The sequence below is a fragment of the Streptomyces canarius genome, assembly GCF_014650735.1.
In the GTDB taxonomy this organism is placed as follows: Bacteria; Actinomycetota; Actinomycetes; order Streptomycetales; family Streptomycetaceae; genus Streptomyces; species Streptomyces olivaceoviridis.
On record NZ_BMVN01000027.1, the window covers coordinates 74,850 to 87,479 of the forward strand.

Annotated in this window: 10 protein-coding genes; 3 read left to right on the forward strand and 7 right to left on the reverse strand. The window is 74.7% G+C overall.

The window, feature by feature from the left end; translation table 11 throughout:
• Positions 1 to 6: 6 nt before the first annotated feature.
• A complete protein-coding gene (locus tag IE294_RS30560) occupies positions 7 to 564 on the reverse strand; it encodes a TetR/AcrR family transcriptional regulator (protein ID WP_189891427.1) in 558 nt (185 codons plus the stop codon).
• An 88-nt stretch (positions 565 to 652) separates the two neighbouring features.
• Between IE294_RS30560 and IE294_RS30565 the strand changes: the two genes are divergently transcribed.
• The gene (locus IE294_RS30565; protein WP_189891429.1) at positions 653 to 1,810 is read left to right on the forward strand and encodes an FAD-dependent monooxygenase; all 1,158 of its coding nucleotides are present in this window, start codon (positions 653 to 655) and stop codon (positions 1,808 to 1,810) included.
• A 652-nt stretch (positions 1,811 to 2,462) separates the two neighbouring features.
• On the opposite strand, the gene IE294_RS30570 is transcribed toward IE294_RS30565, so the two are convergent.
• The gene (locus IE294_RS30570; RefSeq protein ID WP_063823243.1) at positions 2,463 to 2,861 is read right to left on the reverse strand and encodes an ArsR/SmtB family transcription factor; all 399 of its coding nucleotides are present in this window, start codon (positions 2,859 to 2,861) and stop codon (positions 2,463 to 2,465) included.
• Positions 2,862 to 2,961: 100 nt separating this feature from the next.
• Here IE294_RS30570 and IE294_RS30575 point away from each other — a divergent pair, with 100 nt between their 5' ends.
• On the forward strand, positions 2,962 to 5,049 hold the full coding sequence (locus IE294_RS30575) for a heavy metal translocating P-type ATPase (protein ID WP_189891431.1): 2,088 nt from the start codon (positions 2,962 to 2,964) through the stop codon (positions 5,047 to 5,049).
• Between the two features lie 96 nt (positions 5,050 to 5,145).
• Positions 5,146 to 6,252 carry an FUSC family protein gene (locus IE294_RS30580; protein ID WP_189891433.1) on the forward strand — a complete coding sequence of 369 codons (1,107 nt, stop codon included), beginning with the start codon at positions 5,146 to 5,148 and terminating at the stop codon, positions 6,250 to 6,252.
• Positions 6,253 to 6,314: 62 nt separating this feature from the next.
• Here IE294_RS30580 and IE294_RS30585 read toward each other — a convergent pair whose 3' ends face one another.
• The 5 genes from IE294_RS30585 to IE294_RS30605 all read right to left on the reverse strand — a co-directional run bounded on the left by IE294_RS30585 (position 6,315) and on the right by IE294_RS30605 (position 12,605).
• Positions 6,315 to 6,830 (reverse strand): molybdenum cofactor biosysynthesis protein, encoded by a 516-nt coding sequence (locus IE294_RS30585; protein ID WP_189891435.1) that lies wholly within the window; start codon positions 6,828 to 6,830, stop codon positions 6,315 to 6,317.
• Positions 6,831 to 6,893: 63 nt separating this feature from the next.
• Entirely contained in the window at positions 6,894 to 7,790 is an 897-nt protein-coding gene (locus IE294_RS30590) for a lysozyme (protein WP_373315867.1), read from the reverse strand.
• 84 nt (positions 7,791 to 7,874) lie between these two features.
• Positions 7,875 to 9,731, reverse strand: coding sequence for a M1 family aminopeptidase (locus IE294_RS30595; RefSeq protein ID WP_189891438.1), 1,857 nt, complete (start codon positions 9,729 to 9,731; stop codon positions 7,875 to 7,877).
• A gap of 257 nt (positions 9,732 to 9,988) precedes the next feature.
• Positions 9,989 to 10,645: a maltokinase N-terminal cap-like domain-containing protein gene (locus IE294_RS30600; protein ID WP_189891440.1), complete on the reverse strand. Its 657-nt coding sequence runs from the start codon at positions 10,643 to 10,645 to the stop codon at positions 9,989 to 9,991.
• Positions 10,646 to 10,988: 343 nt separating this feature from the next.
• The gene (locus tag IE294_RS30605; protein WP_359834195.1) at positions 10,989 to 12,605 is read right to left on the reverse strand and encodes an adenosine deaminase family protein; all 1,617 of its coding nucleotides are present in this window, start codon (positions 12,603 to 12,605) and stop codon (positions 10,989 to 10,991) included.
• Positions 12,606 to 12,630 lie beyond the last annotated feature (25 nt).

The following is a 12,630-nucleotide window of genomic DNA, read 5'->3' on the forward strand; positions in this document are numbered from 1 at the left end:
TACGGCTCAGCGCAGCGCGCCCGCGACCAGGCCGCGGATCTCCTCCTCCCGGACGCTCCCGCCGTGCACCAGACGGTCGAAGACCAGCCCGTCCACGCAGGTCAGCAGGGTCACCGTGCGCTCCTCCGGGTCCGCGACGCCCTGCGCGGCGAGGAAGGCGCGCACGACCCGCCGCCCCTGGTTCTCGCGCGGCACGAGGATCTCGCGCAGTTCCGGCTGGTGCGCGCTCTCGACGGCGCAGGCGTAGCGGGCGAGGGAGCGCCGGCGCCCCTCACCGGTGAGTCGCTGCGCGACCAGCGCGGCGATGCCGGCCGTCAGTTCGTCGGCGGTCCGCGGCACGGGCGTGGCGGCGCCCCTCTCCTCCAGCTCCGCCTGGTCCAGCGCCACCAGACGCCGGACCAGCGCGGTGAGGAGGGCCTGCCGGGTGCGGTAGTACGCGGAGGTGGTGCCGGGCGGGAGCTGGGCGGCGCGGTCCACGGCGCGATGCGTCAGCCCGCGCATGCCGCTGTCGGCGAGCACGGTGATCGCCGTGTCGGCGAGGAGAGTACGTCGGTCTGTGGCCACCCCCTCTTTCTACACCCGTCTTCTACATCCGTAGAACGGCGCGCTAGGGTGCTTCTACAGATGTAGAAACCCACGGGAGGGGGCCGGCATGGGCGGCACGGCGGTGGTGGTCGGGGGCGGTATCGGCGGGCTGGCCGCGGCACTGGGCCTGCGCCGGATCGGCTGGGAGGTCCGGGTGGTGGAGCGGGCCGCCGTCCTGGCCGACGCGGGCGCGGGCATCTCGCTGCACGCCAACGGGCTGCGCGCGCTGGACGCGGTGGGCGTCGGCGCGGCGGTCCGGGCAGCGGCGCGCCCGCAGTACACCGGGGGTACGCGCACCCCGGCGGGCCGGTGGCTGTCGCGCATGGACGGCGCCCTGCTGGAGCGTGAGCTGGGCTCCCCCATCGTCGGCATCCCGCGCGCGGTCCTGCACCGTCTGCTGCGCTCGGCGCTGCCCGAGGAGTGCCTGCTCGTCGGCGCGACCGTGGACACGCTCGACCTCTCGGCCCCCGGCCGGGTGGGCGTGCCGGCCGGGGACGGCGTCCTGGAGGCCGACCTGGTCGTCGCGGCGGACGGCGTGCACAGCCGGCTGCGCGGGCAGTTGTTCCCGGACCATCCCGGTCCGGTGTACGCCGGTTCGACGGTGCTGCGGGCCCTCACCGAAGGCCCGCTGGAGGTGGCCACCGACTTCGAGCTGACCTGGGGCGCGGGGGCCGAGTTCGGGCACATCGCGTTCACCGACGGCCGCGCCGAGTGGCACGCGGTGCTCAACGCGCCGCCCGGGGTCCGCCACGCCGACCCGCTCGGCATGCTCCGCCACCGCTTCCGCGACTGGCACGACCCGGTCCCCGCGCTGCTGGCCGCCACCCGGCCCGAGGCCGTGCTGCACCACGACATCCACGAACTGGCCACGCCCTTGCCCTCGTTCGGCGCGGGACGGGTGGCGCTGCTGGGCGACGCGGCGCATGCCATGACGCCTCACCTCGGCCAGGGCGCCTGCCAGGCCCTGGAGGACGCGGTCACCCTGGCCGCCGCGCTGGCCGGGGAGACCTCGGTCGGCGCGGCGCTGGCCCGGTACGACGCCGAGCGCCGCCCCCGCGCCCAGGCGGTCGCCCGAGCCGCCCGGCAGGCCGGCCGGCTCGGCCAGCGACTGTCCCACCCCCTGGCCGTCGCCCTGCGCGACACGGGGCTGCGCCTGGCCCCGTCCCGGGCGACGATGCGGGCGATCCTGCGTCACGCCGACTGGACGCCGCCGAGCCTGGGGTGACGGGCAGCCGCCTCGTCCCAGGCCGGACAGCCGGCGGGCCCGCACGCCCCGTCCCCGCACCGGTTCAGCCGGCCAGGTCCCGGTCCGCTCGGCCTTCGCGCGGGCGATGGCCGCGCCGGCGGGGTTGCGGGTGCTGATCCGGGCCGGCGGGGTGCCGTCCCGGTCGGCCAGGTACAGCCAGTGGACGGTGGGGCCGTGGCTGTGCCGGCCGTGGGACGTGGTCTCCGTCCACTCGGTGACGGTCGGTTCGGGCTGGGCGTGGGCGCGGGCCACGCCCACGGTCACGACGACGCCCCCGGCGAACACGTGGAGCCGGGTGTCCCGGTGGGTGAGCCGGCCCTCGACGAGGAAACCTGCCACCGGAGGGCGACCGCCGGGACGAGGCGTCCTGCGGCGGCGGCCTTCACCCCGGGGCGTAGGGGCCGGTCGAGAGGCCGGCGCCGAAGACCAGACAGAGCAGCGCGGGCATCAGCGACACGCAGCCCAGACCGGTGACCCGGCTCCCGATGCGCCGTGTGTCGTCCGCTCGCCCCATCCGCGTGCGGCGGCGGCCCGTTCCGCCCTGCGCAGCACTTCCTCGTCCGCTTCGGCGCTCCGCGTCCCCCGGCCCATCGGCCGACTCACCCTCCCGCGGAGACCTTCCGGCGAACCCCTACCGCGCGGTGCCGGACGGCGTCTCCTCCGGCAGGCCGGCGTCCGCGCCGTCGCTCAGGCCGAGCCTCAGGTGCTCGATGTGGTAGACGGCCTGGTCGAGGAGTTCGGCGACATGGCCGTCGTACAGGGCGTAGATCACCGAACGGCCCTGGCGGCGGCCGACGACCAGGCCGAGGTTGCGCAGCAGGCGCAACTGGTGCGAGCACGCGGACTGTTCCATGCCGACCTCGGCGGCGAGTTCGGTGGCCGCGCACGGGCCCTCGCGCAGCCGGGACAGGATCAGGAGCCGGGACGGAGTGGCGAGGGCCTGGAGCGTGGTCGCCACGCGCGTGGCGCTGTCAGCGTCCAGGCGTGTACGGGGAACCGCCGTCCGCGCGGGAGTTGCTCCATGGCCCATGGCAGTCATCATACAGATGACACTTGAAAGGTTCTTCATATGTACGTGTATGGTGGGCCTCGCTGCCCCGTCGTCCACCCCGCCGAAGGGTTCCCCCGCCATGCCCTCCGTCCTCGCCGACCGCCGCCCCCTGCCCACCGGGGCCGCCCGTGCCGAGCCCGCCGCGCCCCGGCGCCGCACCCGGGTCCTCGCACTGCCCGAGGCCCGCTGGGCGGCGGCGGCCACGGTGCTGTTCCTGCTCGCCCTGCCCCTCCAGCTCACCGGCGCGCCCGGCTGGGCCTGGGGCGTGCCGTACGCGCTCGCCTACGCGGCCGGCGGCTGGGAGCCCGCGCGCGCGGGGCTGCGGGCGCTGGCCGGCAGGACCCTGGACGTCGACCTGCTGATGATCGTGGCGGCGCTCGGTGCCGCGGCCGTCGGCCAGGTGATGGACGGCGCCCTGCTGATCGTCATCTTCGCCACGTCCGGGGCGCTGGAGGCGCTGGCCACCGCCCGGACCGCCGACTCGGTGCGCGGCCTGCTCGACCTCGCCCCCGCCACCGCGACCCGGCTGCGCGCGGACGGCACCGAGGAGACGGTCGCGCCGGCGGACCTCACCGTCGGCGACACCGTGCTGGTGCGGCCCGGGGAGCGGATCGGCGCCGACGGCCGGGTGCTGGACGGGGCGAGCGAGGTCGACCAGGCCACCATCACCGGTGAACCGCTGCCCGTCGCCAAGGAGCCCGGCGACGAGGTGTACGCCGGTACCCTCAACGGCACCGGCGCGCTGCGGGTGCGGGTCGGCCGGGACGCCGCCGACTCGGTGATCGCCCGGATCGTGCGCATGGTGGAGGAGGCGTCCGGGACCAAGGCGCCGACCCAGCTCTTCATCGAGAAGGTCGAACAGTGCTACTCGCTCGGCATGGTCGCCGCGACGCTCGCCGTGTTCGCGGTGCCGCTCGCCTTCGGCGCCGCGCTGACCGGGTCGCTGCTGCGGGCCATGACGTTCATGATCGTCGCCTCGCCGTGCGCGGTGGTGCTCGCGACCATGCCGCCGCTGCTGTCGGCGATCGCCAACGCGGGCCGGCACGGGGTGCTGGTCAAGTCGGCGGTGGTGATGGAACGCCTCGGGCAGGTGGACGCGGTGGCGCTGGACAAGACGGGCACCCTGACCGAGGGCACGCCGCGGGTGACGGACGTCGTACCGCTGCCCGGTGCCGGTCTCGGCGAGGGGGAGCTGCTCACGCTCGCGGCGGCGGCCGAGCATCCGAGCGAGCACCCGCTGGCCCGGGCCGTGGTGGACGCCGCGCGCGCCCGTGACCTCGCCGTCCCGACCGCCCTCGGCTTCCGGTCCGCACCGGGCGTCGGCGTCACCGCCACGGTCGGGGACCGCACGGTCGCGGTGGGCGCGCCGGCCCGTCTGCTGAACGGGACGAGCGGGACGCCGGACGACGGCACGCCGACCGGGCCGTCGCGCGCGGACCGGTACGACTCCCCCGCCACCGCTTCCCCGGTCACCACCCGGCAGGCGCCCGACCGCGCCGCCACGTCCCTCGTCGCGCGGCTCGAAACCGGTGGCCGTACCGCCGTGCTGGTCGTGGTGGACGGCGTTCCGGCCGGGGTGCTCGGGGTCGCGGACCGGCTGCGGCCGGACGCCGCCGTCACCGTCGCCGCGCTCACCGCGCTGACCGGGGCCCGCCCGGCACTGCTGACCGGGGACAACGCGCGCGCCGCCGCCCGGCTGGCCGGCGAGGTCGGCATCCATGACGTCCGGGCCGGATTGCTGCCCGAGGACAAGGTGGCCGCCGTGCGGGAGCGGCAGGACGCCGGCCGCCGGGTGCTGGTCGTCGGGGACGGCGTCAACGACGCGCCCGCGCTGGCCGCCGCGCACACCGGTGTCGCGATGGGCCGCGCCGGTTCCGATCTGGCACTGGAGACCGCCGACGCGGTGATCGTGCGCGACGAGCTGGCCGCGGTGCCCGCCGTCGTCGCCCTGTCCCGCCGCGCCCGCCGCCTGGTCGTGCAGAACCTCGTCATCGCGGCGGTGTTCATCTCCGGCCTGGTCGTCTGGGACCTCGCGGGCACGCTGCCGCTGCCGCTGGGCGTCCTCGGCCACGAGGGTTCCACGGTCCTCGTCGGCCTGAACGGTCTGCGCCTGCTGCGCGAGGCCGCCTGGAGCGAGGCGGCACGGACGGCCCCGGACCGCACCTGACCTCTTCCGGTCCCGGTGGCATGAGGCGGCGCCAACGGTGGCACCCGGGGCGCCGTGCGTGGGATACGACTGACCTGGCAAGGAGTGCGGCGTGACGTGGCGGGCGCGGTGGGTGCGGTGCGGCGGGCCTGCGCGGGACCGTGCCGGGAACGGGACCTGGCCGTCCAGGCGGTGAAGGCGGCGCTGGCCGCGTGGGTGGCGTGGGCGGTGGCGGGCTGGTGGCTGCGGGCACCGGTCGCGTTCGTCGCGCCGTGGACCGCGGTCGTCCTGGTGGAGTCGACGGTGTACCGGTCGATCGCGCACGGCCTGCAACAGCTCGCGGCGATCGCGGCCGGCACGGTCGCGGCGACCGCGGTCGGACTGCTGACGCACAGCACGGTGGCCGCGATGGCCGTGGTACTCCCCCTGGTGATGCTGCTGGGCCAGTGGCGCCGGCTGGGCAGTCAGGGCATCTACGCGGCCACGGGCGCCCTGTTCGTCCTCACCAACGGCTCGGTCACCGTCGCCACCTCCACGGCCCGGCTCACCGAGGCCCTGTTCGGGGCGGTGGTCGGCATCGCCGTCAACGCGCTGGTCCGGCCGCCGCTGTATCTGCGCGACACCCGTGCCGTGCTGCGGGACGCGACCGAGGAGGCCCACGCCATCCTGCGGGACGTGGCCGGCGGACTGGCCGAGAGCCGCTGGGACGCGGAGGAGGCCGACGCCTGGCACCAGCGCGCGCTGCGGCTGCACGGACTGGTCGAGCGGGCCCGCTCGGCGGTCGAGTGGAGCCGGGAGAGCCTGCGCGTCAACCTGCGCGGGCACCGCAAGCCGGCCCTGCCGCTGCCCGGGAAGGGGTGCGACGACGCGCTGGTGGTGCTGGACTACGCGGCCGTGCACACCGCGGGGGTGACCCGCACGGTGCTGGAGGCCGCCGCCGAGGACCGCTCGGCCTCCCGGCCGCACCCGGGGCTCGCGAGGAAGTACGCGCAGTTCCTGTGCGAGACCGCCCGTGCGCTGCGGCTCTACAGTCACAGCCGGTTCGGTGACGAGTGCGCGGACGAACTGCGCGAGGCGGTGGCACGGCTGCGCGACACGCTCGGCGACCTGCGCCGGGATCTGGTCCGCTCCACGACGGACGACCCCGACGAGGTCGCCACCTACGGCGCGCTGCTCGCCCAGGCCCACCGGCTGGCCGACCAGTTGGCCGCCTCGGGCAGGTGAGCGCGGCCCCGGTCAGCCGCCGCCTCGGCGTCCCTCCCCAGGGCCGCACTCGGTCGTCGTGCTCATGCGCCGGGCGCCGTGTCCCCTGGTTCGCGCACCCCGAACACGGCCGGGCCCACGGTGAGGACGCCGTCGGTCAGCGGCCGGCAGCGCACTCCCCCGCCGCCGCGCAGGGCCCGCTGGGCGCCGGGGCCGAGGGTGGTGTTCATCCAGGCGCAGGGCCGGGCGGCGCTGCGCACCTCCAGTTCGACCGGTCCGGAACCGGAGTCGAGGAAGACGGTCCGGCCGATGTAGGCGTCGATGTCGACCCCGCGCAGCAGGACGTTGCGCCGCGTCCGCAGCAGGTCGGCCGGGTACGGCCCCGGCTGCGGCAGTCGCTCGGCGGCCATGAGGGTGATCGACGCGTTGCGGTGGGCGGGGTGGTTGAAGTACCGGTCCCCGACGATGCCGAGGCCCGCCCGGACCTCGGCCGTCGTCACGAGTTCGCCGGGCGGCAGCTCGGGCAGGCCGTCGCCCGGCCGGCCCGCGAGGCGGTGCACCGGGGACACCAGCAACTGGAGTATCTCGACATGCGGCACGCGTCGAGCCTAACCAGCGCCGGCCCGTGCCCGGTGCCCGGCGGTCCGGCCGTCACCCGGGGATCAGGACCGTGACACCGTCCCGGAACCGGGTGTCCGCAGCGCCTGTGCGTCCGGTGCGTCGCCGGTGGCGAAGTCCCGCAGCCCGTCCTGCGAGCCGTTGAAGCGGTCGTGGTCGCCGACCGTCTTGCCGCTGGAGGTGTACTGCCACATCGTGTACGACGTCCACCCGGCCGGCAGCGACCCAACCGACGAGGCGTACCGCGCGATCCACAGCGGGTTGGTCTTGCCGAAGCCGGCGTAGTCGCCGGTGCACTCGACCCACCAGTTGGTCGCGGTGTAGATGACCGCGTCCCGGCCGGTGCGGGACTTGTAGCGGTTCAGGAAGTCCCGGATCCAGCTGACCATGCCGCTCTTGGACTTGCCGTAGCAGGAGTCGCCGTACGGGTTCCACTCCATGTCGAGGGCGCCGGGGAGGGTCTGGGCGTCGTTCGACCAGCCGCCGCCGTGCTCCACGAACCAGTCGGCCTGGGCGGCGCCGCCGGCCGTGTCCGGGGTGGCGAAGTGGTAGGCGCCGCGGACCATGCCGACGTCGAACGAGCCGTCGTACTGCTGGGTGAAGTAGGGGTTGGTGTAGGACGTGCCCTCGGTGGCCTTGGTGTACGCCCACTTGGTGCCGTCGTTCCACAGCGTCGGCCAGTCGACGTCGCGTTGGTGGCTGGAGACGTCCACTCCCTCCGTCTGGGAGGCGCGGGGGTCCGGGGGCGGTTCGCCGGACTCGCCGTCGTGGGCGAGGACGCCGATGCCCATGTAGGCGCTGCCGCGCACGGGCGCTCCCCCGGTCACGTCGGACGCGGCCGGGGGACTGGACAGGAACAGCAGCAGGCAGGTCAGGGTGCCGGCGAGGCACAGGCGGGACCGGCCACGGGAGCGGAATATGGAGATTCGCACGGAATCCATCCGACCCGGGGCCGGGCCCTCGCGCACTCCGGGCTGCGCCCAACGAGGCTGTCCGCGGCCGGTTTCGACCCGTGTGGGTGTCCGTCACCCCTCGATGCGGTGCTGCGTCCAGAAGGAGGTCAGGTCCGTGCTCGTGGCGGCCTGGGCCGCCGCCTTGAACTCGGCCGTGGTGGACACGCCGTACCAGTGCGCGGTCGCGTAGTCCTTCAGCAGCTTGGCCATGGCGGTGTCCCCGAGGACGCGGCGCAGGTCGTGCAGGGCGCACTTGCCGTAGCCGTAGACGACGGTGGAGTACCGGGAGGAGTGCGCGTCCCAGTACGCCATCGAGTTGGTGATCTTCTCGGCGCTGGAGGCCCAGGAGACGCCGCTCCAGCAGTTGCTCCCGGTCTTGCCCTGGGCGAGGTCGGTGGCGTAGTCGGTGAACGACTCGTCCAGCCAGGGGCTGGTGTACTCGTCGTCGCCGACGATGCCGTACCACCACTGGTGGGCGATCTCGTGGGTGAGCGCGGTGGTGCTGACCACGTCGAGCACGAACCCGGGGTACTCCATGCCGCCGAACCAGTAGTTGTTGTCGATGACGGCGTCCAGTTCGCCGTACGGGTAGGCGCCGAACCGGGCCGCGTGGGCGTCGACCGCGGTCCTGGCGGTGCTGAGCATCGACTGGGCGCTGGTGGAACTGATGCCCGAGACGGAGTAGACGTTCACCGGGACGCCGGCGGCCGAGGTGCCGGAGATCTTGGTGAAGGGGCCGGCGGCCCAGGCGAAGTCACGGACCTTGGAGGCGGTGGCCGTGGTCACGGTACGGCCGCTGGAGCCGGGCGTGTCCGTGGAGGTGCCGGTGGCCGGGACCAGCAGGGTGCTGGGGTGGTCCAGGGTGACCTTGAAGTCGGCGGCCAGGGAGTAGAACGACTCGCCGTTGTTCGTGTACGGGTCCAGGTGCCAGCCGGCGCCGTCGCGGACGGCGAGGACGGGCAGGGCGTTGCCGACGAAGCTGAACGCGCCGTCGTGGCCGAAGCGGTCGGCGCCGCTGGGCACGGTGATGCCGAGGTCGAAGCCGATGGTGGCGCTCTGGCCCTGGGCGAGCGGGCTCGGCAGGTCGATCTTCAGGGCGGTGCAGGCGACGGAGAGGGCGCCGGCGGTGCCACCGGTGACGTTGCCGACCTTGACGGGCATCGCGTCGCAGCTGCCGTGGTAGTTGTCCCACAGCCTGAGGTAGACCTCGCCGAGTGCGGTGGCGGACGCGTTGGTGAAGGTCACGCTCTCGCGCCCGGTCCAGACGGTGCCGCTGGTGTCGCTGCTCAGGTTCACGGTGTACGACGGGGCCGCCGGGGTCCGTGCGGAGTCGGCCGGGGGTGGTGTGGTGCCGTCCGAGGTGTCGAGGGCGATGTCGTCCAGGACGAAGCTCGTCTGGAGGCTGGAGTCCTCGGTGCCGGTGAAGGACAGGTTCACGCTCTGGCCGGCGAACGAGGACACGTCGATCGACTTCTTCACGTAGCCGGTGTTCTCGTCCAGGTTCGAGTAGGTGGCCAGCGTGGTGCCGCCGAGCTTGGCCGTGAGTGTGTCGTAGGCGGTGGAGGAGGTCGTCTCGGCGGTGTCGATGTGCAGCCAGAAGGTGAGGGTGGCGGCGCCGCACCCGGACGGGACGGTCACGCTCTGGCCGAGGGTGTCGGTGCGGGTGCTGCCGGCGCCGTCCAGCCAGGCGTAGGAACCGCCGCCGTGGGCGGTCTGCCCGGAGCGGTTGGTGATCACGGTGGACGCGGACGGGGTCCACGGTGAAGTGCCGCTCTCGAAGCCGCCGTTGGCGACCACCTGCGCCGGGGTGCAGGCGGCGGGAGCTGTGGCGGGCCGGGCGGCGGCGGAGGAACCGGGGAGGAAGAGGGCGGCCAGCGCGGCGACGGTGACCGCGCCGACGCCGAGGGCCCTGTGGGGGGTCGGTCTCACACGCTACTCCTTTGCGGCGGCCGGGGTCCGGCCTGCTCGAAGGACCGCCCGGCCGGCTGGGGTGCGCCGGGGCGGCCGGGGGTGGGGCTCGCGCGATCGCTGTGCTCAGGTGCGGCGCGCGCCCCTGCGGGTCGGGGCGCGGGCTGCCGAAAGAGTGACAGATTTGACCGGTCCATGCCAGACCGACGGACGGGGGTGCCCGCTGCGTGGCGTGTCACGGGCGCCGCCCGGCGGCCCGCGGGCGGCGCCCGCCGGGATCAGAGGGTGCGCAGCGTCATGAAGACGGCCCGCAGACGGGTGCCGTCGGGGCCCGGCCAGCCGGTCGCCACATGGCCGAGGGCGTCCCGTGGCGGCAGCGGCGGGTTCTCGGCGACGGGGGTGAGGACACGGTGGACGTGCAGGGACAGGCCCCCGGGCACCGGGAAGTGGGTGCCGTCCTCGTCGTCGGCCGGCTCGGGCGTGAAGCGGTGTGGGCCGAGGGCCGCGCCGCCGTAGGAGCGGGTCACCTCGTGGTCGGGGGTGTCCGTGATGCTCTGGGCCATCGCCCGCGCCCTGCCCTCGATCAGCGCCAGCAACTCGGCGACCAGCACCGGGTCGTGGCAGCCGTCGTACACCCAGCGCGTGCCCAGCACCCCGTGCTCCATCGTGCCGACGAGCGCGTGCTCGGCGCCCTCCAGCGGCGCCCCTCGGTAGGTGAGCGGTGCCAGATAGGCCGTACGCCCGGGGCTCGACGTGTCGGTGGCCACCATGAACTCGATGCCGACCTCGCCCTCGGGGTCGTCCAGCCGGAAGCCACCGGACTTCTCCAGCACGGGCGCCGCCGGGCCGCCGCGGTACCAGGGGCGGCTGGGCAGCCAGTCGGCGAGCAGTTCCGTCTTGCTGGGCTTGACTGTCGTGTGGTGGATGACGGCCATGCGGGTGGTTGCCTCCCGTTGCGCGGACGCGGACCCGCCCAGCCTTCCACACCGTTCCCGCCGGCCACCGCTGGAATTCCGACCCGGCCCGGGGGCCGGGCGGTTCGCCCGTCACCGGCCCGCACACCGCCGCGCCCCGCTCGTGCGCGGTGGGTACGGCGGCGGGACGAGGACCGATCGGGGACGGCTGGTCCCCCCCGGCGCGACCGGCGGCCGACCACGGCGTCCGGGACCGGGCCGCGAAGACACCCTCCCCGTAGGCCGCCGCGGTGCCCTCGGCCCAGCCGGCCGCCCGGCGCGTCGGCGGCCTCCGCCACCGACGCACCGGGCACCGGGCATCGGGTCAGCCCCGGTGCGTCCTTTCGAAGACGGCGAAGGCGGCCTCCTGGTGCCATTCGAGGCGGGCCTTGGCGCTGTCGGCGAGCAGGTGCCGGCAGGCCGCGCCGCGCACGGGGAGGCCGGGGTGCTCGGCACGGCAGGCCGGAACCGGCTGGTACCCCTTGGCGGTGGGGTTGCCCTGCCACAGGCTCGCGCCCGGCAGGAAGCCGTACTCCAGGGAGGCGCGGGCCAGGTCCTTCAGCTCGGGGTAGCGCAGGCCGTAGGTGGCGGCGGCGTACTGGTACTCGTGGCTGATGTCGATCCGGGACACCCCGGGGTCGTCGGTGGCGAGGACGACGGGGACGCCGTAGCGGCGGTAGGTGTCGAAGGGGTGGTCGGCTCCCTTGACGCCGAGGATCTGGGCGTTGCTGGAGAAGGGCACCTCCACCGCCACCCGACGGTCCGCCATCGTGCGGGCCGTGCGCCGCCAGTCGTCCTCGTGGACCAGGTCGACGCCGTGCCCGACCCGCTCGGTGCGGGCGACGTCCACGGCCTGACGGATGTGGAACTTCAGGTCCTTCGGCTTGACCAGCCCGGGCCACAGCTCGCCCGCGTGCAGGGTGACGTGCGCCTTCGGGTACTGGGTGCGCAGATAGCCGACCATGCGCATCTGGAGGCTGTAGTCGCGCAGGGCGGTGTCCGAGTCCTCGGGCTGGACGAGGTTGACGGCGACGAACCGCGGGTCGGCCTCGGCCAGCCGCAGGCCGAGGGCGAGCTGGGTGAAGACCCGCTCCGGCGCGCTGCCCCGGGATGCCTGGGAGATCCAGCGGACGGTGAGGCCGCACCCGGGTCGGGCCTGCGGGGTGCCGCACCGCTCGGTGGCGCGGAACTCGGCGTCGCCGTCGTCCGCCTCCTCGCGGGCCTCGGCGACCAGCTTGTCCAGCTTGCCGCCCGCGACCAGTCTGCGGTGCAGCGCGGCGAGGTCGTCGTCCCAGCCGACCTCGGCGGCGAGCTTCTTCGCGCCGTCGGAGGCCGGGGTGACCATCGTCTCCAGATAGGACTGGTTGTTGCGGACGACGGTGTCGGCGACCTCCGCGAGCAGCTTGCCCCGGTGGCGCCAGGTGACCTCGCCGAACCTGCCGAAGGTGTCGAAGAAGTGGTCGTGCCCGCTCTCGTCGGGCGGGAAGTCCTGCATGGACCAGGCGCGCACCAGCGCGTCGTGGAAGGCGCGGTCGGTGCGCGCGTCGGCGGCGGGCCGGGTTCCGGCGCCGCAGGGCGGGGTGACCGCGGTCAGCGTCGCGGTGTCGACGCACAGCCCGTCCTCGGCGGCCAGCTCGATCAGGTACTCCGTGGACACCGCGCCGGAGAGGTGGTTGTGCAGGTCTCCGCCCTTGGGGAGCTGCCGGAAGAACTCCCGCAGGGCCGCGGGCCGGTCGCGGAGGGAGCGGAGACGGGCGTCCGTGCGCGCCTCCGCGGCGGTGACCTGCCGGGGTGGTGGCGCGGCGGGCCGGTGGTCCCGCCGCGCCGGCTGGGCTGCGGCGGGCAGGGCGGACAGCAGGGACAGGACACTGAGGGTGCCGAGTACGGCCGGAACGACCCGCCGGCTCAGGGCACTTCGACGTTGCAGACTCACAGGGGGCATGATCACGGAAAGATCACGGCGACGT